This is a genomic window from Paraburkholderia sp. JPY465, assembly GCF_050436725.1.
Taxonomy (GTDB): domain Bacteria; phylum Pseudomonadota; class Gammaproteobacteria; order Burkholderiales; family Burkholderiaceae; genus Paraburkholderia; species Paraburkholderia youngii.
The window spans coordinates 2462827-2483326 of the sequence record NZ_JBNDMT010000002.1; the positions used below are offsets into that span (position 1 = coordinate 2462827).

Below are 20500 nucleotides of genomic sequence, written 5' to 3' on the forward strand. Positions count from 1 at the left end.
GCAGGAGACACATGGTGACGCACAAGCCTCTCGCCAGGCCGTCGAAGGTCCTTTTTGCATGTGGTATTGGTATCGGCATCAGCGGCGCGGCGCATGCGCAGTCGTCGGTCACGCTGTACGGCATCGTCGACTCGGGGGTGACCTACGTGACTCACGCCGTCACGCCGCAGGGATCGTCGGGCACCCAGGTCGCGCTCGGCACCGGCAACCGGCAGAATTCGCGTTGGGGTTTCACCGGCAAGGAAGATCTCGGCAACGGACTGCGGGCGATTTTCACGCTCGAATCGGGCATGGCGATGAACACCGGCGCGCTGCAGCAAGGCGGCCGGCTGTTCGGCCGGCAGGCGTTCGTCGGACTCGAATCGGATCGCTACGGCGCGATGATGCTCGGCCGGCAGATGACGCCGATGTACCGCTACTTCCTCGCTCTCGATCCGCTCGGTTATTCGAGTTACGGCCTGTCCGCGCAGGACGCGCAGTTCGTCGGTCGGGCGGACAACGCGGTGTCGTATCTCGGCCATGTGGGACCGTTCGAGCTGAACGCGCTCTACAGCTTCGGCTATGACGCAGTCAGCTCCAACGTGCCGGTGGCGGGCTCGTTCCGCGTCGGCAAGCAGTACGACATCGGTGGACGCTACGTGCAGGGGCCGCTCAATCTCACGTTCGTGTACGAGCAGCGCCAAGGCTCGGTGATCGCGACATCGGGCGACAGCGAGCGGCGCTACGTGGCCGGCGGTTCGTATGCGATCGGCAAGGCGACGCTGTACGGCGGCTACGAATTGCTGCTGAACGATGTCCCGTCGACGCTCACCGCCTCGCCGCCACAGTCGATGGCGTTCGCGGGCGTGCGCTACAAGGCGACGCCGGCGCTGGACCTCGCAGCCGCGACTTACTACCATGCGTATCGCCACGTCGACGCGCACGCTTTGAGCACCGGTGTCAACGCGGACTACTGGCTATCGAAGCGCACCGCGCTGTACACCGACATCACCTATGTGATCAACAGCTCGAAGGCCGCGCTGAGTGCGACGGGATGGGCGACTTCGGTCGCGACGACGACCGTGAAGACCGGCGCGAACCAGCTGGCGGTTGCGATCGGCGTGCTGCACAAGTTCTGACGGCGGCGGCGCGCGCGCTCAATCGCTCAGCGCATCGCGATGATCGCGCCGGCCTTTCGCCGACGCGTAATATCGCTGCAACGCGTCGGTCGAGCGCGCGCCCAGCGTGCGGATCTGCACGAGCCAGTCGGTTTCCACTGGCCACTCACCGCCGATCACGCGTGGATAGATCTGCCGCGCATAGCGATGCAGTGCCTTCGCGCCGATGTTGCCGCTGACGCCAAGCAGCGCATGCAAGCTCGCGTGTGTCGCCTTGATATCGACAGCCGCGCTGTTTGCCGCGAGCCGCGCGACGAGCGAGCGGATCTGTTCGATGCCGTTCAGGAACGATTCGTCGAGCAGATCGAGCGAGACCAGTTCTTCGAGGTGCGGCTCATCGAGCAGGCTTTCTTCGGCGATGGGGGCGGCCGCGTGCGCGCTCCCAGTTGGGGCCAATGCCACCGGCGTCGCGGCAAAATCCGTTTGCGCGCTTTCGCCCGCGGTTTGCATGATCCGTTGTGAAGATGGAGAGTCCGCAATCGGCGCGCTGCGTGTGCCGAACTGCCGCGCGAGACATGCGTACAGCGAGCCGGCCTGCACCGGCTTGATCAACACCTCGTTCATCCCGGCGGCAAGGCAAGCCTGCGCCGCTTCGGCATCGGTGTGACTGGTCAGCGCGATGATAGGCAGCGTCGCGTAGGCATCGGTGCGCGCGCGAATCGATTTCGTCGTCTCGATGCCGTTCATGCCCGGCATGTTCACGTCCATCAGGATCGCGTCGATGAAGCCGTCTTCGTGCAGGTTGGTCAGCACCGCCTGACCGTGGTCGGCCTCGACGACGCTCGCGCCGCAGCGCTCCAGATAAGCCTTCGCGACCAGCCGGCTGTAGGTGTCGTCGTCGGCGATCACGAAGGTTCTGCCGGCGAAGCTGTCGGGCAGCTCGCCCGGCTGATGCCGCACGCCGTTGTCGAACAGGGCCTGCACCGCGGTGATCAGCTCCTGCACACTCGACGTCTTGCCGATGATCTCGTCCATCCCGGCGCGCCGCGCACGCAGCCGCACCGCGTTGCCCGGTTCGGCGGTATAGGCGGCGATCAGCACGTTGCGGTTCGGGCAGTCCCGGTCGGCGCGGATGCGCTCGGTCGTCGCGTAGCCGTCCAGATCGGGCATGCTGATGTCCATCAGCACGAGGTCGTAGAGCGGCGCGCGCCGCAACGTGGCGAGCGCAAGCTCGCCGCCCGACGCCTCGCTGACATAGGCGCCGGCCTTGGTCAGCACGCGGCGGGTGCGGGCGCGCAGCGTGGCGTCGTCGTCGACGACGAGCACGCGTTTGCCCTTGAACGCCGGCATCGCGCGTTCGAACAGGCGCCGCTCGTGCTCCGCGACCTCGTCGGCCGCCACCGGTGGAAAGCGCAGCGTGAATGCGGTGAACTTGCCGAGTTCCGATTCGCAGTCGATGCTGCCGCCGAACGCGCGCATCGCGCGCTGGCAGTACGCGAGCCCGAGCCCGGTGCCGCCCGAGTTGCCGGCCGTGCGAAACGGCTCGAACAGATGCTGCAGGATCTCCGCCGCGATGCCGGGGCCGGTGTCGCGCACGATCACCGAGTCGGTATCGACGGTCAATGTCAGCGTCGCCTGCGGATACGCGACGATGTGATGCAGCGCGTTCTTGATCAGGTTGAACAGCGTGAACAGATAGACCGTCTCGTCGACCTTGAACACGAAGTCGCGGTTGACGACGACGCTCACCTTCGCGCGTTCCTTGTCGTTGTCGAAGCCGTATTCGGCGAGCGCCTTGCGCGTGGTCGCGCCGGCATGCAGGTAGCTGAGACTATCCGGGCGGATCGATTTCGCGGCGACTTCGTCGAGCGTCATCGCGATGATGCGCAGGCCGCGCTCGATCGACAATTGGCCCTGCGCGAGATGGTTGTACATCAGCGAGGCCGTGCCGTCGGTGAGCGTCGGCGCCGCGCCCGCCCTGTTCGCCGAGGGCAACGCTTCCTCGACGCGGTCGAGCACGTGCCGCAATTGGCTCAGCGGATTGCGCATCTCGTGCGCGATGGAACCCGCGAGCGCCTGCAACGCGCGGTTCTTTTCGACGAAGATGCGTCCCTTGCTGATCGCGTGACTGAACGCCATGCTGCACAGCACGACCACCGGCAGCAGCGCGAGGTTGGACTTGTCCTCGGCGCTGAGAACGACCGGCGTCGGCGCACTCAACACGCCGGCAAGGCCGCCGGAAAACACGCCGATTCCGATGCACGTTATCAGCAGCAGCGGGTTGTCGATACACAGCGCCAGAATGAAGATCATCATGACCTCGGTCATCATCCACATCGTGGAGAAACCGTTTCTGACGGTCAGGAACGTGCAGACGAACGGCAGCACGTAAATCAGGCAGCAATGCCAGTAGATCAGCAGCGCGGGGTTGTAGCGCCTCGGCCAGCGCGCCTGAAACAGCAGCGGAACGCAGACGGCCGCCGCGCTGAGTCGCAGCAGCAGGTTGTCGTAAGGCTGCGGAAGGAGGTAGGTCCAGACAATGTAATAGATGGGGTGACACAGGAGGCCGAGTGCGCCTCCCCATCGAATCGCGAACCTGCTTCTTTCCAGCATGTCCCGCATACTTTCGCGCGGTCTCGCCATCAGGCCTCCGAGTTCATCAGGAACCCATCATTTCATGCGTATTGAATTGTTGTGCTGCGACGCCTTCGGCGAGCGAATCGCCGTTCTTGCCGTGAAACGGTCCGACCGAAAAGCCGTACTTCTTCAGGAGACCATGAGTATAAGAGACCGACCATACGGGCGGGCTACCGATGATGAAATCGGATGCGATGCCTTCTTGCCACGCGGAATAGCCTTCGGCAAAGCAGGTATAGCAGTCGCGGGTGGACGGCAGCCGGAACGGGAAAGCGGTGTCGAGTTCAGCGGGTCCACGCGCGAAGCATTCAATATAGAGCGTATGACCGCGAGAAGCGAGTTCCGCTTCGACGCTGGCCGCGCGCGGATGCGAATCGTCGATCCAGAATTGCGCGCGTTTGAGATCGGCGGCGCTCAGGTAAGGCACGCTCGTGCTGCTCGCGAGGATTGCGCCGTCGAAGTCGGGCAGCGGCGTGTCGGGGCTGAACGTATGCACCGATACTTTCGATTTGCCGAGCAGGTCCGACGCGAGCAGCTCGTTCGCCTGATCGGTCAGCAGGTTGATCTTGTCCGGCAGATCGATCAGCACCAGTTCCTTCGGCGCGTCCTTGTACAGCAGATACTTCGCGACCGTCGTGCCGAGCCGGCCGGCCGCGCCGAACAGCGCGAGCTTCGTGTTGCCGAATTCGAGGTCGAGCTGTTGGCAGCAATGCATCGCCCAGTCCTTCAGCATCGCCGCGGTCGCCGCGTGGCCGGTCGTGATGTGAGGCGGCTTGACCGGCCGGGGCAGCGCGCCGTAGTTGCATGCGTACGGCGTCGACGCGCCCATCGCGACCATGTTCAAGCCCGCCTTTCTGGCGAGCTCCAGCGCCGGAAAGAATTGCGTCGCGCGAAAGCGCTTGATGCCGCGCGGGCTGCCGAGCCACATTTCGAGCGGCACCGGGCAGGCGATATTCGCGCCGATCACCTGCGAGCCCGAATAGATCGGCGAGGCGATGAAAGGCTTGGTCTTCCACAATTCTTCTTCGAACGATTCGCTGCGTTCGCGAACGTTGTGAAAAGAAAATGAAAGGGTCTCCCAATCGGTCGCGTGAAACAGAAAGCCGACTCCCCCCTGACGGGCCGGCAGGCTATCGCGGATCTGTTCCGGGTGAATTTCGTGCTTGAGCGCAAGCGGTGCACTATTCCGATGCAAAAGAAGTCCGGTTGGCTCGTTTGAAACGGTCGACAGGTCTTTAAGGAGAGCGGTTTTCATTGGTTTTTCCTTGGTTTTGATTAGACGCTGGAAAAGTCAGCGCGCGGCGTGGCCAGCCGGTTGGACCGGCGACCCTTCAACTCTAGAGAAATCCGCACCGATATGCCCGTCTGTTCGTGCACACAGCATTCACGAGCGGATTTAAGACGGGTTGCCCGCCGGGTGGGAATCGGCTCTGGGCAATCTTTTGAAAGAATTACGGCAGGACTTTCGAGGTATTACGGCACGTCGTGCGCCGTCCTCGAATGGCAAAAGGGCCGCTCGGCGGCCCTTTGCTTGCATCTCCGGCGAATTCCGGATTAGCGTGTGATGCTATAGCCGATTCGCGCAATCCAGCGATGCTGGTTGTAGTCGAGAATGTCCTCGCCATAACCGCTAAAGAAGCCGAGCCATACGTAACCGCCCCAGCGGCTGTTGATCAGCTTCGCCAATGGATAGGTGAACTGCGTATCGATGCTGCCTTTGCCGCCTTTCGTTCCTTTGCGCAGCGTCGTGTCCAGTTGCGCGCCATCGGGGCTGCCGTAGATGAACCGCAGATCCACGTAGCCGCGGTAGTCGGCGATGTCATGGTTCTCGCCGGCGATGTGCGTATAGTAATAAATCTTCGGCTCGATGGTCAGATGGTAGCCGTTGATGTCGCCGAAATCCCAGATCGGCTTCAGGAACACATAGTCGACGCCGCGCGATTCCGGACCGTCGCGTCCATTCGATTCGTGCTCGTAGCCGGCCATCACGCCCATTCTGCTCCACCACTTGCTCTTCCAGCCGGTGTCTTCGAGGTAGTAGAAGAGGGCGGGCAAATAACTCGTGTCGCGGAACGGCGACGAGTACTCCTCGATAGCCCACAGCGAGGTTTGTGTATAGCCGAAGTACAGGTTGTCCACGAATCTACGCGAGCGCGGGTCGTCTGGAATGACGAGGCGGAACTTGAAGCTCAGCTGGAATTTCGCGAGATTGTCGCCATCCTGGCCCCAGCCATCGGCGAAGTACATCGGCTCGTAGGCGGAGAAGCGGCTCAGGAAAGTGTTGATTTGCGGCACCGGCGCATCCGGCCGCGACGGTGCGGGCGACGACGCGATCAGGCTCGACGACGACGGTGCGCCGCTCATGGTGCCAGCCGCCGTCGTTCCCGTCGTTGCATTTGCGCCCCCGGCCGACGCGAGCGCCGCTTCCTTGCCGGAGCGCGGCGGATGCGTCAGCAACACGTACGATGGCGACACGTCGAGATCCGGCACGTCGATCTGCATCGCGCCGCGCGCCCATTCGGGCCAGGTGCCGGTATAGCGCACTGCCTTCAGTTCGCCGGCGGCGAGCTTCAGGTGCTCGGGTGCGCCGCTCTCGCGCGTGAGCGCGAGCGCCAACCGGCGCGGTATCAACTCGGTATTGCTGATCGCGATGTTCAATTGCGCCGGCACGTCTACTTCGGTGCCGCCGGGCAGATCGCCGGCATAGACGATCGTCACTTCGAGCGGACTGCTCGATAGCGCTTCGCGCGGCGGACGCAATACGGAAACGCCAGCGAAGCTATACGCGCAGTAGCCGGCGAGCACCAGCGCGCTCATGCAAAGCGATAACCGGGGAAGAAGCCTGGACAACGAGCGGGAAAGCGAGCCGTAAAGCGGACTTGACGATAATCGGGAACCACGCGAGCGGCTGCTGCGTATGGCGGACTGGCGGTCTTTCTTCACGCGAGGTATCGATCGATTCCGCACACGGAGCTCCTGGTGGTCTACGAGTTCAGGTCGCAATAAGACGATAGCGTTAAAGCATGAATTTGGGTAGAAAATCAGGGTCCGCGTGTCTCGTTGCGGGAACGGCGGTGCATGCCGATTCCCGCTAACTGTTTTTTTGCCTATTCTGCCAGCGCTATTTCGGATTGCGTGAGTGGAAAAATGAATTAGGAGCGCTATGGGTGCAAATAGCGCGGCAGAAGTGCGGATGATGCGGGCGTGTCGTTGCATTTGCGCAACGAAGGTTTAAATGTCAAATCGCGTGTCACTCGCAATCCGATGTAATTGCGCGTCAATTGGCGATTCGCTTTCGTGATAATTCGTTGCGCGGTCAATGCGGCGAATGAATACTTACTTCAATAGGCGAATTTCCGGTATTGCTCCGGCGCGAACGCATTGTCGAGTTCGCCTACGCGCGGCATATGGCGCAGCAGGCGTTTCGCGCGTGGTGCCAATTGCTGATAGACGGAGTCGGGTACGTCGATGCGGACTTCCGGTCGGAAATACCAGCTGCGGCTATAGCCGATCACGACCATCGGACGCGGCAGCTCGGTGCGGTTCGGCGTGCCGCGATGGAGCGCGCGCACGTCGCGAATCATCACGTCGCCGAGTTCCATCGTGATCGCATGCAACGGCAGGCGGCCGTCGCGCCACGCGTTCAGCGCGTCTTCGGCGCGCATCCGATGCGTACCCAGCGTCGTTTCGAAGGGGCCGTTCTCGAGCGTGACGTCACATAACGGAAAGCTGACCGCGAGCTGGAACGACGGGGTCTCCGCTTCGCCGTCGAACAGCGCGGGTGTGTCGCGATGAATCTCCTGATACGTCGAGCCGTTCAACGGCGTGTCGGTGGCTAGTTGGCACATCACGGGGTCGTCGCCGGCCACGCGCTCGACGATGCCGAGCACGTCCGGATCACAGAAGATCGACTGATCGGCGAATACCCCCGTGAAAGGCAGCGTGACGTAGTGCCGGCTTTCGCCGCGCACGGCGGTCGCCTGCGCGGCGATCTGCTGTTGCAGCAATGGCGCGAACGCGTCGCGCCATGCGAGCAGCGTCGCCTTAGGGAAGTGCTGGCGCAGAACGACCATGCCGTCGCGTTCGAAGGTCGCTGCGTAGTCGTCGAGTTGTTCGGTCGAAAAGCGGCCCACGGTTGTCTCCTTTATCGAATCGTTGAGTCGGGGGTTGCCTGAGTAGCCTGCATATGACGCTCATTCCCTCGGCGAGACGAGCAGCGACACCGGCACGCCGTGACAATCGACTTGCGCGAGGACCGTCGCGCCGAGCTCTTCGCCCAACCTGGCGCGCGAGTCGATCGGCGTTCCATTGCGGTCGATGCGCAGAATGTTCAGCGGCCAGGACGGCCGGCTCAGCCGCTCGTGCGCGAACGCGCCGACCCACAGCGGCGCCGCGGAAGTGCCGTTGCCGACCGCGTAACCGCTCGGCCAGAAGCGAAGCACGTAACGTTCCTCGCGCGATTCGCCAGGCCGCATGAAGACCAGCGACGACGGCACGCCATTGTTCAGCTTCGGCAGTACCGGCAGCGCCGCCGCCGCGACATCGGGCGAGGCGAGCGACAGCAGGCTGTGCGCGGACACGTCGGTGCCCTCGACCCAGCCCCGCGCGCGCAGTAGCTCGCGGATCGAAGCGGGTTCGGAGACCCATTGCAACGTCAGCGGCTCCTTGCGATCGCCGCCCATGTCGGAGCGATAGCACGGCAGCCGCCGCCACTCGGAGCGCTCCCACTGCGCCTGCGTGAACTGCACCGGTGGTGGTTGCGGCGCGCTGTTCGGCGGCGCCGGCATGGCGACGCCGAGCTGCAGGCCGACGCTGAGCACCACCACCGCGAGCACCACGAGCGGCATGAAACGGCGCGGCGGCGGCGGCCGCGGATGCCGCCAGATCGCCGTAAGCGCGATCAGCGCGACCCACACATACGCGAGCGCCGCGCCGCCGATCGCGTCGGACACCCAGTAGCGGCCGAAGTACACGCCCGCAAGCGCGACCACGATCACGACGATGATGCTCGCACCGGCAACCAGCACGCCTTCGAGCTTGTCGACGCGACGCGCGAGCAGAAACGCGAGAAAGCCGTAGACGATCACCGTCGCGGCGACGTGATTGCTCGGAAACACGAAGTGGCCTGCCATCAACTCATTGGGCGGGGCGCGGCGCATCGCGAGTTGCAGGCCGAGAATCAGCAACTGCGAAAATACGACCGCGGCCAGCCAGTAGGTGATCGTGCGCCAGCGCCTCTCCCATACCATCCACAGCGCGACCGTGACGACCAGCGCGAGCAGCGTGATGCCGCTGCCGAGCGTCCCGAGCGCCGCGAGTACCGTGTCGCCCCACGGCGTGCGCACCGATTGCAGAAAGTGATAGACGGACAGATCGACGGTGGTCAACGGATCGCCGCTGACGACGTCTTCAAGGACGCCGAAGAAAAGCGCGCCGGCCACCAGCACGATCAGCGACGTCACGAGCAGATGGGTCGCATCGGGCGTGTCGGGGTCGAGCATGCGGCGCGCGATGCGGCCGAGCGGCCCCGGATGTCGGCATGCCCAGCTGCCGAGATGACGGCCCGCCGCGCTCGACCATGCATTCGCGTGCGATACGAGGAATCCCGCGCCGCGAAAGCTGAGCCACACGATGCACACCAGCATCGCGATGATCACGACGAGACGGAACGACACCGCGCCCGCGAGCAGCACCGACGCGCCGAACACGACGCCGGGCAGGATGTGCGCGGGTGCCCACAACAACGCGGACAGCACGTTGATCGCGAGGAAGCGCAGCGGCCGCATGCCCATCATGCCCGCGACGACCGGCACGATCGCCCGCAATGGGCCGATGAAGCGGGCGAGCACGACGCTCTTCGCGCCATGCTTCAGAAAGAAGCGCTGGCCCGCGTCGAGCACGCCGGGGTGTGCGCGGAACGGCCACAGCGTGACGATACGCTCCTTGTAGCGATCGCCGAGCCAGAAGCTGGCGCCGTCGCCGGCGACCGCGCCGACGATCGCCCACACGAAGACCCAGGCAAGGCTCAGCGAGCCGGTGCCGGTCAGCGCGCCGGCGAGGAACATCGCGGTACTGCCTGGAACGAAGGTGCCGATGACGGCGATGGATTCGAAAAAAGCGGCGAGGAACACGACCGCGAGCATCCACGTCGAGTGGCCGGCGAGCAGATGCAAAAGTTGGCTGTAGGCGTGCTCCATCGTGCGCGATCGGCCGTTTGGGCGAGACGACCGATCATAACGCGCACGGGCAAACGGTGGGCGCGGGCGGAGGCGCTTCTGCAGCGGTCGGACGATCGGCTCAGAATAGATATCGTGGCTCGGCGGATCGATGCGCTAGGGGGAGCTATGAAGACAGCAACAGGTGGGATCGTGTGGTCGGCGTTGCTCGTGACGCTGTTGACGGCGGGGGGCGCAGGGACGGTCGAGGCTCAGCAATTGGGCAGTCCTGGCGGCAGCCAAACCGGAGCCCGTGCGGGCTCCGGCGCGGGCAGCGGCAATGCGGCTGCCGGCGGTGCAATGGGCATCGGTACCGGCGTCAGTCCGAGTGCGATGCCGGGGCCCGGCATGTCGGCCGGTGGCTCGTATGGGCTCGGCTCCGGTGGCGCGACCGGCTCGGGCGGCGCGCTCAACAACATGCGCGCGAACGGTACGGCGCTCTACATGAGTCCCGACCCGCGCGCGCCGAACGTGACCGGCCGCGCGGCGCCGCCGCGCTAGGGGCGGCGTATAGAATGCAGATCCGATCCGACCACAGGGGAAGCGAATGGCACACGGCGAGCACAAGTACCACGTATCGGTGCAATGGACCGGCAACCGCGGCAGCGGCACCTCCGGCTACCGCGACTACGGCCGCGATCACGTGATTTCTTCCGACGGCAAGCCCGACATTCCGGGTTCATCGGACGCGGCGTTTCTCGGCGACGCGACGCGCTGGAATCCCGAGGACCTGCTGGTCGCGTCGGCGAGCGCGTGTCACAAGCTTTGGTACCTGCATCTGTGCTCGGACGCGGGCATCGTGGTGCTCGACTATCGCGACGACGCCGAAGGCACGATGCTCGATTCCCCTCACGAAGGCCGCTTTTCGCAGATCGTGCTGCGCCCGCGCGTGACGATCCGCGCGGGCGGCGACGTCGAGCAGGCCATGCATCTGCATCACGTCGCGCATCAGAAGTGCTACATCGCGAACTCGGTCAACTTTCCGATTCTCTGTGAAGCGGTGGTGGAGACGGATGCACGTTGAGGCGCGGGCGGCGGCGCCTGGCATGCGAGCCGGCTGGAGAGTGGGGCGCCGGTCAGACGCTCGCTAGCGCTCAACGATTGCCGTCGAGCAGATCGCCGAGCAGTTCGTCGAACGCGGCTTGCGCGTCTTCGAGTTCCTGCAGCGCGGCGTCGAAAGTCTGCAACGCAAATTGCGAGGGTTTGCCGCTGCCTGCCGGCGGGAATTGCGATTGCAGCGACGCGAACGCCGTCTGCACACGCTTGGTGGCGGTCAACACGCGTTCCATTGCGGCGGTTTCTTCGGCTCGCGCCTTGTCGTGATCCATGAGAACTCCGGGGTCGTCGGGTTGCGTCGGAACGGCTCGCGCCGCTCCAAAAGGGGACTAAAGGGGTGACTATGCCACGTTCGCGTTCAGGACAGCGGCAGACCGCCGAACGCTTTCACTTCGCGCAATGACAAGGCCGATTCCACCGACGTCACGCCCGGCAGGCTGCGCAGTTCATCGCGCATGAAGGTGCCGTAGTCGTCGAGGTCGCGCGCGACGATCTGCAGGATGTAGTCGGCGCTGCCTGACACGTTATGGCACGACAGGATACGCGGGATCGCCTGCACCTCGCGCTCGAAGCGCGTCGCCACCACGCGGTCGTGCACCGCGAAGCGCACCAGCACGAAGGCGACCACGCCCAGACCGAGCCCAGCGCGCGACAGCACTGCGCGGTAACGGTCGATGTAACCATCGTTCTCCAGACGTTTCAGACGGCGCGCGCACGGCGTCTCGCTGAGGCCGACCATGTCGGCGAGACGCGCAACCGACATGCGGCCGTCGTTTTGCAGCGCGGCGAGAATCGCGCGGTCGGTTTTGTCGAGATCGTCGGCGGACATGGTGGGGAGCTGGTTTCTGGTGGTTGGTGGAAGGCGCCATTGCGTAGGAAAATATTAGCGCATTCCGCTATTTTTGGATTAGTCTTGGCCGAAAATCGCCAGCAAACCCTCCGTCTCCGATAGCAAGATGGAGCCTCGAACAACAAGGAGGCTCCGATGATTTCCGCTCACCTGCTGGCCGTCTACGTGGCGGCATTGATCGTCGTTTATGCGGTGCCCGGGCCGGACATGGCGCTGATCCTGCAAACCAGCATCGCGCGCGGCGTGCGCAGCGGCTTCGCTGCCGCCGCGGGGCTCGGCGTGTCGCGCGCGACGCACGTGACGCTGTCGGCGTGCGGCATGGCGGCGCTGCTGCGCAACGCGCCGTGGCTGTACGACGCGGTGCGTTATGCCGGCGCGGTCTATCTCGCGTGGATCGGGATTCAGATTTTCCGCTCGCCCGGGTTCGCACTGCCCGCCGGTGCACGTGACAAACAAGCGGCCGGCGCGTCGCGAGTGGAATCCACTCCTTCGAACGATGCGGATAGAGGGGCGCGGCCGTTGCGGACCGCGTTCGTCAAAGGTCTGCTGACCAATCTGCTGAACCCGAAGGCGCTGCTGTTCTGCTCGGTGCTGTTGCCGCAATTCGTGCGGCCGGAAGCGGGGCCGGTGGCGTGGCAGATGATCGAGCTCGGTGTCGTGCTGCTCGCGATCGGCGCATGCTTCGACGCGTTGTATGCGATCGGCGCCGCGCGCATCGCCAACTGGATGCGCGCCCATCCTCTGGCGCAAACGCTGCAACGTTGGACGTTTTCGGCTGCGTTGATCGGCTTCGCGCTGCGGCTTTCGCTGGATTGACCCTCGAGGCTGGCGTCAGATTGCGTGAGCGGCCGAGCGGCGATGTCCGCCGCTCACTTCTTCAGCTTGCGCTCGCGCCGCGGCCGGTCCTCGATAATTTTCTTGCGATGCTTGTCCTTCATTTTTTTCCAGCTTTTGCATTCGTCGCGCGTGCGCATACAGCCGATGCAAAGGCCGGTTTTGTCGTCGAACTTGCAGATATCGACACAGGGTGATGCGATGCTCATGACCGGTGGCCGTTCGAGTTGAAGTGGCGCGACTGTCGCACGTGCAGCGCGCACGATGCCAAGTGATTGTGTTAATAAAGCCGATAGCGCAGCCGCCGCGCGCACGCGCGGCGACACAATCACCTTCTCACGTTCGTCGATGAAAACTTTCCTGCTGTATGTCGTGACCGCTATTGCCGAGATCCTCGGCTGTTACCTGCCCTGGCGTTGGCTAAAGGAGGGCGGCTCGGCGTGGCTGTTGCTGCCCGGCGCGGCAAGCCTCGCGCTGTTCGCCTGGCTGCTGACGCTGCATGGCACCGCCGCGGGCCGCGTGTATGCGGCCTATGGCGGCGTGTACGTGGCGGTGGCGATTGCGTGGCTGTGGGTCGTGGACGAGGTGCGGCCCACGCTATGGGACACGGCAGGCGCCGCGCTGACGCTGGCCGGCATGGCGGTGATCGCATTCCAGCCGCGCCTGCACGTGTGAGCGGGGCGCCGCGATCGACGACCCACCCGCTCCCTTTACTGCTGCATCCCGCCCAGATAATCGAGCTTACCGAGCTCGACCCCGTTATGACGCAGGATGTCGTACGCGGTCGTCACGTGGAAAAAGAAGTTCGGCAGCACGAAACCGAACAGATACGACGCTCCCGTGAACTCGATCGGCCCCGGCCGCAATTTCAGCGTGATGGTGCGGCTCTCCGAGCCGTCGATCTGCGCCGCGTTGAATTCCTTCAGGTAATCGATCGTCTTCTGGATACGGGCCCGCAGTTCATCGAAAGTCTGCTCGACGTCCTCGAACTTCGGCGGCTCGACGCCGGCGAGGCGCGCTGCGCAGCCCTTCGCGGTATCGCTCGCGATATACACCTGGCGCACGAGCGGCAGCATGTCCGGCGCGAGCCGGGCATTAGTGAACACCGACGGTTCGATCTGCTTCGCGGCGGCATGCGCCTCGGCCTTGCCGAGGATGGCCTGCAGGTTGGTGAGGCCGCGAATCAGCACTGGCAGTGATGCTTGATACATCGAAATTGACATGGGTTCCTCTGATTTCTCGATCGTGCGCGCAGGCGGCGCGCGCGGCAATGAAACGGCGGGAATGCCGCTCCAGCATCATAGCGTGTCGCATCCGCGCCGCGCATTAGCCATCCGGACGACTGCCGCGCGCGTCGGAACTGTGTTCGAATACCTGGGTCGGACGCTTGGACGAAGTTCTTGAACAACCCCTGCCGCGTATCGCGCAAACGATGCGCTTCGTGCAGGCGCGTGGCGTGCTTGCCCCCGCCGGGCCGCGCGGTCGTGCATGACCGTGTGCGAAGCCACGCTAACAGGAGAGTCGACACCATGGTCAGCAAGCATCCATTGCCGGGCAGCGAGCGTAAGGTCGCGCAGGGCACCACGGTCATCGGGCAATGCGATCCCGCCGAGCGGATCGAGGTTTTCGTGATGCTGCGCCGCCAGCAGCAGGCGCAGTTCGACGCGTTGATGAAACGCATCCAGGCCGGCGACGCGAGCGTGAAGCCGCTGTCGCGCGAGGCGCTTGCCCAGGACTACGGCGCCGCGCCCGATGACATCGCGAAAGTCCGCGCGTTCGCTGCCGCGCATGGGCTCACCGTCGTGCGCGAGGACCCGGCGGCGCGCTCGGTGGTGCTGAGCGGCACGATCGCGCAATTCCAGAGCGCGTTCGAGGTGAAGCTCGAACGCTACCAGCACCACTCGGCTGGCCAGTTCCGTGGCCGCACCGGCACCATCAGCGTGCCGGACGACCTGCGTGGCGTCGTCGAGGCGGTGCTCGGGCTCGACAACCGGCCGCAGGCGCGACCGCACTTTCGTATCCGGCCGCCGTTCGTGGCGGCGCGCGCGCAGCAGGAGTCGTTCACGCCGCCGCAGCTGGCGTCGCTCTACCAGTTTCCGCAAGGCGACGGCGGCGGCCAGTGCGTCGGCATCATCGAGCTCGGCGGCGGCTACAACACGTCGGACCTGAAGACCTATTTCTCGAGCCTCGGCGTCAGCGAGCCGACCGTGACCGCGGTCAGCGTCGATCAGGCCGGCAACAAACCGAGCGGCGACCCGAACGGGCCGGACGGCGAGGTCACGCTCGACATCGAGATCGTCGGTGCGATCGTGCCGCGCGCAACCATCGCCGTGTACTTCACGCCGAACAGCGACGCCGGCTTCATCGACGCGGTGAGCCGCGCGGTGCACGACACGACCCACAAGCCGTCGGTCATTTCGATCAGCTGGGGCGCGCCGGAGTCGGTGTGGACCAGCCAGTCGATGAATGCGCTTAACAGCGTGCTGCAATCGGCGGCGGCGCTCGGCGTGACAATCTGTGCGGCTTCCGGGGACAGCGGGTCGAGCGACGGCTCGGGCGGCGGCGACCAGGTCGACTTCCCGGCATCGAGCCCATACGTGCTCGCCTGCGGCGGCACGCACCTGAGCGCGTCCGGTTCGGCGATCACGCGTGAGGTCGTGTGGAACGACGGTGCACAGGGCGGTGCGAGCGGCGGCGGCGTCAGCGCCGCGTTTGAGTTGCCGGCGTGGCAGCAGGGTTTGTCGGCCACGATGACGGGCGGCGGCAGCCAGCCGCTCAGCGGGCGCGGCGTGCCGGACGTCGCGGGCGATGCCTCGCCCTTGACCGGCTACGACGTGCTGGTCGACGGAACGCAAACGGTGGTGGGGGGCACCAGCGCGGTCGCGCCGCTGTGGGCGGCGCTGATCGCGCGCATCAACGCGGCGAAGGGACAGCCGGTCGGCTTCGTCAACGCGAAACTGTACAAGGCGGCGGGCGTCTGCAACGACATCACCCAGGGCAACAACGGCAGTTTTGCGGCGTCGAAGGGGTGGGACGCCTGCACGGGCCTGGGCAGCCCCAATGGCGGGAAGGTGGCGGGCGCACTATAGTCTGCAACACAGCGCATAACACAACAACAAGACGTAAGAACGAGGACGCACGGCAATAAAACGAACCCTTGGAGCGATCATGACGAATACAGAATCAGCTTCCGGTAGCCAGCATTCGCCGCACAACACGCATGCCACGGCCTCGGCTGGCGCGTCCACCGCCACGAGCACGCCGCACAAAGCCGGCGACCAGCCGTTCTTCGACCCGGTCGCCTATGGCAACGGCCCGGACGATTCGGTTACCGATACGGTCGAGACGGCCGCGATCACGCATCATTCGGTGACCATCGGGGGGCACAACATCAACTACACGGCAACGGCGGGCCACCTGGTGATCGTCGATCCGAGCAGTTCGCAGCCGTCGGCGAGGATGTTCTACGTCGCGTTCACGCAGGACAACCAGAAGGAAGAGACGCGGCCGGTCACGTTCTTCTATAACGGCGGGCCGGGATCGTCGTCGGTGTTCGTGTTGCTCGGCTCGTTCGCGCCGCGCCGCATCAAGACGTCGATGCCGGGCTTCACGCCGCCGGCGCCATATTCGCTCGAAGACAATCCGGACAGCCTGCTCGACAAAAGCGACCTCGTATTCATCAACCCGGTCGGCACCGGCTACTCGGCGGCGATCGCGCCGAAGAAGAATCGCGACTTCTGGGGCGTCGATCAGGACGCGGACTCGATCAAGCAGTTCATCAAGCGGTTTCTGACCAAGAACAACCGCTGGAATTCGCCGAAGTATCTGTTCGGCGAGTCCTACGGCACGGCGCGCAGCTGCGTGCTCGCGTACCGGCTGCACGAGGATGGCGTCGATCTGAACGGGGTGACGCTGCAGTCGTCGATTCTCGATTACACGCAGTCGGGCAACCCGGTTGGCGCGCTGCCCACGGCGGCCGCGGACGCGTGGTATCACAAGAAGCTCGGCGTCGCGCCGCGGCCGACCGATCTCGGCACGTTCGCCGAGGAGGTCGCGCAGTTCGCACGCACCGACTACCTGGCCGCGCTGCGCAAGTTCCCGACCACCGACACCGCGACCGTCGAAAAACTCAGCGAATACACCGGTATCGACAAAACGACACTGCTCGCGTGGAGCCTCGACATCGCGGGCTACGACAGCCGCGGCAATTCGCTGTTCCTGACCACCTTGCTGAAGTCGCAAGGCCTCGCGCTCGGCGCCTACGACGGCCGCGTGACCGCGATCGACACCGGCATCGCCGGCAAGATCGACCCGAACTCCGGCGGCAACGATCCGACGATGACCGCGGTCAGCGGCGTCTACACGACGATGTGGAACGTGTATCTGAACGAGCAGTTGAAGTACACGTCGAATTCGTCGTTCACCGACCTCAACGATCAGGCGTTCAAGTACTGGGATTTCAGCCATATCGATCCGACCGGCGCGCAGAAGGGCGTCGACTCGAAAGGCAACATCATTCTGTACACGGCCGGCGATCTTGCGGCCGTGATGGCGCTCAATCCCGACCTGAAGGTGCTGTCGGCGAACGGCTTTTTCGATTTCGTCACGCCGTTCTATCAGACCGTGCTCGACCTGCAGCAGATGCCGCTGGTCAGTCAGCAGGTGCGGCAGAACCTGTCGGCGCGGTTCTATCCATCGGGGCATATGGTGTATCTCGACGGCGGTTCGCGCACCGCGCTGAAAGCCGACCTCGCAAAGATGTACGAAGAGACGGTGTCGAACGCACAGGCGCTCGGGCGGATCCGCGCGTTGCAGGCGCGGGTGGCGAAGTAGCGGAGGTGGTGGGGCGTCGCGGCTCATCGCGACGTCGCGTCGTGCTGGTCTGCTCTGGCTCGCGGCGGCTGCCGCGAGCCGGCAAACGGCGCGCCGCCATGTCGGGCTTTTATACTCATCCAGATTGAATATGTTTTAATTGCCTTGCGAGTTGAACTACCGCGTGCCGCCGCCGGCGCGCACACGAATGAACGCAGGCATCGCAGACACGCATCGGCGCGGTCTTCCCCGCGACACCACCAGCAGCAATGACCCGGCCAACGCGCCGCGGCTCGGGCGCAAGAGCGTTCTTCGCTCGCGCGTGCGCATCACGCAACGTGCGCTGCTCGTTATCGTCGGCGCACTGCTGGCGCTGCGCATCGGAGAAGCCACCGCGCAACCGCGCGCCGTCCTCGACGACCGCGTGACCCAGCAGTCGATCGGCCGGACGATTTGTCGCCCCGGCTATGCGGAAACCGTTGCGCCGCCGTTCGACGAACTGATGGCGCACAAGGACCGCATGCTTGCCGCGCGCGGCATCGATGTGGATGACAGCGCCGCGTTTGCGCTCGACCGGCACGTGCCGATCATGCTCGGCGGCTCGCCCGATGCGCCGGCCAATCTCGATCTATTGCCGTGGGCCGGCCCGCAGGGCGAGCGCCGCAAGGCTCGCGCGGCGGCGATGCTCAAGCGCTGCGTCTGCGAAGGCAAGCTGAGTCTCGCGCAGGCGCAAGCGGCGATCGTCGGCAACTGGTCGGCGGTGTACGCGGGTTTCGGCCAGGCCTCGTGCGACGTGAGCCGCCTAGACGTCTCGACTGACGACGACGACGGCGTCGACAGCGAAGACAGCCGGCGCGGCGACGCGCACGAGCGCGGGCGTTGAGCGCGTCCGCGCTTGCGCAGTCGTCGCGGAGCCACGGTTCGCTGCCCTCTCATTTTTTTCGGAGAAACACGATGACCTATTTCCGTCTCGCCGCCGTTGCGCTGACGATCGGTTGCCTGAGCGGCAGCGCAGCCGCGGTTGCTGCGGTTGCCGCCGCGCCCGCGCATTGCGCGCGCGCCAATGAGCTCGAGATTCGCGGCGACGTGCCCGCGGCGCTCAGCTTCGACGTATATCGGCAGCTGCGCCCGCTGGATGCGCGGCGAATCGCGCTGTTCGAGGCCGCCGGCGAAGTGAAGCGTCTGCCCGACGGCCAGCCGGTATGTCAGATCGCCGACGACGGCGTCGACGATCCTTCCGCGGTGCTGGTCCGACTGCCGCACGGTAAGAATGCTTGGTGGGTGAGCGCGGAGAACGTGCAAGCGGCCGACTGATCGGCGCGATCAGGCCGCCTTTGCTCACTTCGATGCGTCTCGCGTGCCGGGCATGCAAGCTGCTGAAGCAGCCGATGTTTTCCGGGATCGGCGCGACTGATTCAGGTACAGTGCATTGACGGGGGTTGTTTCGCCGTTGCCTACGACACTGCGTCACAGTGTGTTCGCTGTCGAAGCGGGCTATCCTGACAACAGGATGAAACTTGCACAGGAGATTGGAACGATGGCCTTCTTTTTGTCATTGCTCGCTATGGGGTTGGCCGGCGCGACCGGCGTCGTCGCACTTCGCGCACTGGCCGCGGCTCAGACGAAGCAGCGTGTCGCGCTGCGACCGGTGCGTATCGCCAGCTCAGACCGACGGGCTGACCGGCAGGCACGGCGAGGGTAGTCCGCATGAACCTGACCGTGCGCAATATCGCCGAATCGTGCAGCGAGCAGGACGTGCGGGAATTTTTGAAGCGCGAACTCGGCCACTACGCGAAACACGTCGAGGTGGTGGACGCCGGCAAGCCCAACGCCTACGCGACGGTGGAACTCGACGCGAGCGTGCCGTATGTCGGCGACGTGATCGCGCGGCAGATTCACGGCAAGCATCTGGGCGGCCAAGCGCTCGAAGCGAGCGCCGATCTGTTCAGCGACGACCCGCCGCCGGAGCAGCGAGCGCCGTAGGCGGTTCAGTAAGGCCGATTCTTTTCGAAGGCGGTGGACCTGCGCAACGTTGCGCGCCGGTCCACCGCCTTTATTCGTTTGAGAGCCGCTTGCGCTGCGTCATCATTGCCCATCCGGCGACGCCTGCCAGTCGAATGGGGTGTACGGCAGCGCCCGCTTGTGACGCGTCGCGTTGTAAAACTGCAGCACCACGTCACGCACGGTATCGCTGACCGGCTTGCCTTCGAGGAAATCGTCGATCGCGTCGTACGGGATGCCGTACGCGTCTTCGTCGGGACGAAGCGGCCGCAGCATCTCGAGGTCGGCGGTCGGCACCTTGTGCGCCAACGAGTCGGGCGCGCCGAGCGTATGTGCGAGCGCGCGCACGCGGCGCTTGCTGAGCCCGGCGAGCGGCAGCACGTCGGCGCCGCCGTCGCCGAACTTCGTAAAGAAGCCCATCACCGATTCAGCCGCGTGGTCCGTGCCGATCACGACACCGGCGCGCGCACCCGCCACCGCGTATTGCGCGATCATCCGCTGGCGCGCCTTGATATTGCCGTGCACGAAATCCCGCTGTGATTCGTCCTTGAACGACACGCCGCTTTTATCGAGCGACTCGAGCATCGCATCGGCGGGGGGGTTGATATCGATAGTCAGATTTTCGTCGGCGCGAATGAAACGTAATGCCTCCAGCGCATCCGCTTCATCGCGCTGTTTGCCGTAAGGCAGACGGACCGCGACGAAACGCGCGTCGTAATGGTTCGCCCGTAAACGCTCGACCGCGAGTTGCGCGAGACGCCCGGCCGTCGTCGAATCGACGCCGCCGCTAATGCCGAGCACATAAGTTCTCAGGTGGCTGTTGCGCAGATAGTTCGCCAGAAAATCGACCCGGCGCTCGATTTCGCGGCTTGCGTCGAATTTAGCGGTGACGTGCATTTCGGCCGCGATGCGGGCCTGGCGGGCGGCGGGATCGGATGGAGCCATGATCGTTGTTGTCCTCGCGGGAGAAAAAGCGGTTGAAACGGCGTGAAACAGAT

At 64.7% G+C, this 20500-nt stretch carries 20 protein-coding genes; 10 read left to right on the top strand and 10 right to left on the bottom strand.

The window, feature by feature from the left end; genetic code table 11:
- The first annotated feature begins 11 nt into the window (after nucleotides 1-11).
- Nucleotides 12-1118 (top strand): porin, encoded by a 1107-nt coding sequence (locus QFZ94_RS13470; RefSeq protein WP_429457438.1) that lies wholly within the window; start codon nucleotides 12-14, stop codon nucleotides 1116-1118.
- 18 nt (nucleotides 1119-1136) lie between these two features.
- On the opposite strand, the gene QFZ94_RS13475 is transcribed toward QFZ94_RS13470, so the two are convergent.
- From QFZ94_RS13475 to QFZ94_RS13495, 5 genes are all read right to left on the bottom strand, one after another.
- On the bottom strand, nucleotides 1137-3740 hold the full coding sequence (locus QFZ94_RS13475) for an ATP-binding response regulator (RefSeq protein WP_429457440.1): 2604 nt from the start codon (nucleotides 3738-3740) through the stop codon (nucleotides 1137-1139).
- Between the two features lie 16 nt (nucleotides 3741-3756).
- A complete protein-coding gene (locus tag QFZ94_RS13480) occupies nucleotides 3757-4989 on the bottom strand; it encodes a hypothetical protein (protein WP_429457442.1) in 1233 nt (410 codons plus the stop codon).
- A gap of 299 nt (nucleotides 4990-5288) precedes the next feature.
- Complete coding sequence (locus QFZ94_RS13485) at nucleotides 5289-6551, bottom strand: phospholipase A (RefSeq protein ID WP_429457444.1); 1263 nt, start codon at nucleotides 6549-6551, stop codon at nucleotides 5289-5291.
- 524 nt (nucleotides 6552-7075) lie between these two features.
- Entirely contained in the window at nucleotides 7076-7867 is a 792-nt protein-coding gene (locus QFZ94_RS13490) for a phytanoyl-CoA dioxygenase family protein (protein WP_429457446.1), read from the bottom strand.
- A 60-nt stretch (nucleotides 7868-7927) separates the two neighbouring features.
- Nucleotides 7928-9931, bottom strand: a complete 2004-nt coding sequence (locus tag QFZ94_RS13495; RefSeq protein WP_429457448.1) for a VTT domain-containing protein — start codon at nucleotides 9929-9931, stop codon at nucleotides 7928-7930.
- A 147-nt stretch (nucleotides 9932-10078) separates the two neighbouring features.
- Here QFZ94_RS13495 and QFZ94_RS13500 point away from each other — a divergent pair, with 147 nt between their 5' ends.
- Together QFZ94_RS13500 and QFZ94_RS13505 are read left to right on the top strand one after the other, a co-directional pair.
- The gene (locus tag QFZ94_RS13500) at nucleotides 10079-10450 is read left to right on the top strand and encodes a hypothetical protein (protein WP_429457450.1); all 372 of its coding nucleotides are present in this window, start codon (nucleotides 10079-10081) and stop codon (nucleotides 10448-10450) included.
- A gap of 46 nt (nucleotides 10451-10496) precedes the next feature.
- Complete coding sequence (locus QFZ94_RS13505) at nucleotides 10497-10973, top strand: OsmC family protein (RefSeq protein ID WP_429457452.1); 477 nt, start codon at nucleotides 10497-10499, stop codon at nucleotides 10971-10973.
- A gap of 70 nt (nucleotides 10974-11043) precedes the next feature.
- On the opposite strand, the gene QFZ94_RS13510 is transcribed toward QFZ94_RS13505, so the two are convergent.
- Nucleotides 11044-11277 carry a hypothetical protein gene (locus QFZ94_RS13510; protein ID WP_013091435.1) on the bottom strand — a complete coding sequence of 78 codons (234 nt, stop codon included), beginning with the start codon at nucleotides 11275-11277 and terminating at the stop codon, nucleotides 11044-11046.
- An 86-nt stretch (nucleotides 11278-11363) separates the two neighbouring features.
- A complete protein-coding gene (locus tag QFZ94_RS13515) occupies nucleotides 11364-11834 on the bottom strand; it encodes an Lrp/AsnC family transcriptional regulator (RefSeq protein ID WP_368586022.1) in 471 nt (156 codons plus the stop codon).
- 156 nt (nucleotides 11835-11990) lie between these two features.
- Here QFZ94_RS13515 and QFZ94_RS13520 point away from each other — a divergent pair, with 156 nt between their 5' ends.
- Nucleotides 11991-12671, top strand: coding sequence for a LysE family translocator (locus QFZ94_RS13520; protein ID WP_410852252.1), 681 nt, complete (start codon nucleotides 11991-11993; stop codon nucleotides 12669-12671).
- Between the two features lie 53 nt (nucleotides 12672-12724).
- Here QFZ94_RS13520 and QFZ94_RS13525 read toward each other — a convergent pair whose 3' ends face one another.
- Nucleotides 12725-12898 (bottom strand): DUF1289 domain-containing protein, encoded by a 174-nt coding sequence (locus QFZ94_RS13525; RefSeq protein ID WP_013091438.1) that lies wholly within the window; start codon nucleotides 12896-12898, stop codon nucleotides 12725-12727.
- A 139-nt stretch (nucleotides 12899-13037) separates the two neighbouring features.
- Here QFZ94_RS13525 and QFZ94_RS13530 point away from each other — a divergent pair, with 139 nt between their 5' ends.
- Entirely contained in the window at nucleotides 13038-13364 is a 327-nt protein-coding gene (locus tag QFZ94_RS13530) for a YnfA family protein (RefSeq protein ID WP_368586024.1), read from the top strand.
- Between the two features lie 35 nt (nucleotides 13365-13399).
- Here the strand turns inward: QFZ94_RS13530 and QFZ94_RS13535 are convergent, their stop codons facing one another.
- Nucleotides 13400-13912 carry a DUF1993 domain-containing protein gene (locus QFZ94_RS13535; RefSeq protein WP_410852253.1) on the bottom strand — a complete coding sequence of 171 codons (513 nt, stop codon included), beginning with the start codon at nucleotides 13910-13912 and terminating at the stop codon, nucleotides 13400-13402.
- Nucleotides 13913-14218: 306 nt separating this feature from the next.
- Here QFZ94_RS13535 and QFZ94_RS13540 point away from each other — a divergent pair, with 306 nt between their 5' ends.
- The 5 genes from QFZ94_RS13540 to QFZ94_RS13560 all read left to right on the top strand — a co-directional run bounded on the left by QFZ94_RS13540 (nucleotide 14219) and on the right by QFZ94_RS13560 (nucleotide 19484).
- Nucleotides 14219-15778 (top strand): S53 family peptidase, encoded by a 1560-nt coding sequence (locus QFZ94_RS13540; RefSeq protein WP_429457456.1) that lies wholly within the window; start codon nucleotides 14219-14221, stop codon nucleotides 15776-15778.
- Nucleotides 15779-15857: 79 nt separating this feature from the next.
- Nucleotides 15858-17522, top strand: a complete 1665-nt coding sequence (locus QFZ94_RS13545; RefSeq protein WP_410852254.1) for a S10 family peptidase — start codon at nucleotides 15858-15860, stop codon at nucleotides 17520-17522.
- A gap of 187 nt (nucleotides 17523-17709) precedes the next feature.
- Complete coding sequence (locus QFZ94_RS13550) at nucleotides 17710-18384, top strand: hypothetical protein (RefSeq protein WP_429457458.1); 675 nt, start codon at nucleotides 17710-17712, stop codon at nucleotides 18382-18384.
- A gap of 71 nt (nucleotides 18385-18455) precedes the next feature.
- On the top strand, nucleotides 18456-18815 hold the full coding sequence (locus QFZ94_RS13555) for a hypothetical protein (RefSeq protein WP_429457460.1): 360 nt from the start codon (nucleotides 18456-18458) through the stop codon (nucleotides 18813-18815).
- 393 nt (nucleotides 18816-19208) lie between these two features.
- On the top strand, nucleotides 19209-19484 hold the full coding sequence (locus tag QFZ94_RS13560) for an RNA-binding protein (RefSeq protein WP_368586029.1): 276 nt from the start codon (nucleotides 19209-19211) through the stop codon (nucleotides 19482-19484).
- Nucleotides 19485-19586: 102 nt separating this feature from the next.
- Here the strand turns inward: QFZ94_RS13560 and nadE are convergent, their stop codons facing one another.
- On the bottom strand, nucleotides 19587-20447 hold the full coding sequence (nadE, locus tag QFZ94_RS13565) for an ammonia-dependent NAD(+) synthetase (RefSeq protein WP_429457462.1): 861 nt from the start codon (nucleotides 20445-20447) through the stop codon (nucleotides 19587-19589).
- Between the last annotated feature and the right edge of the window lie 53 nt (nucleotides 20448-20500).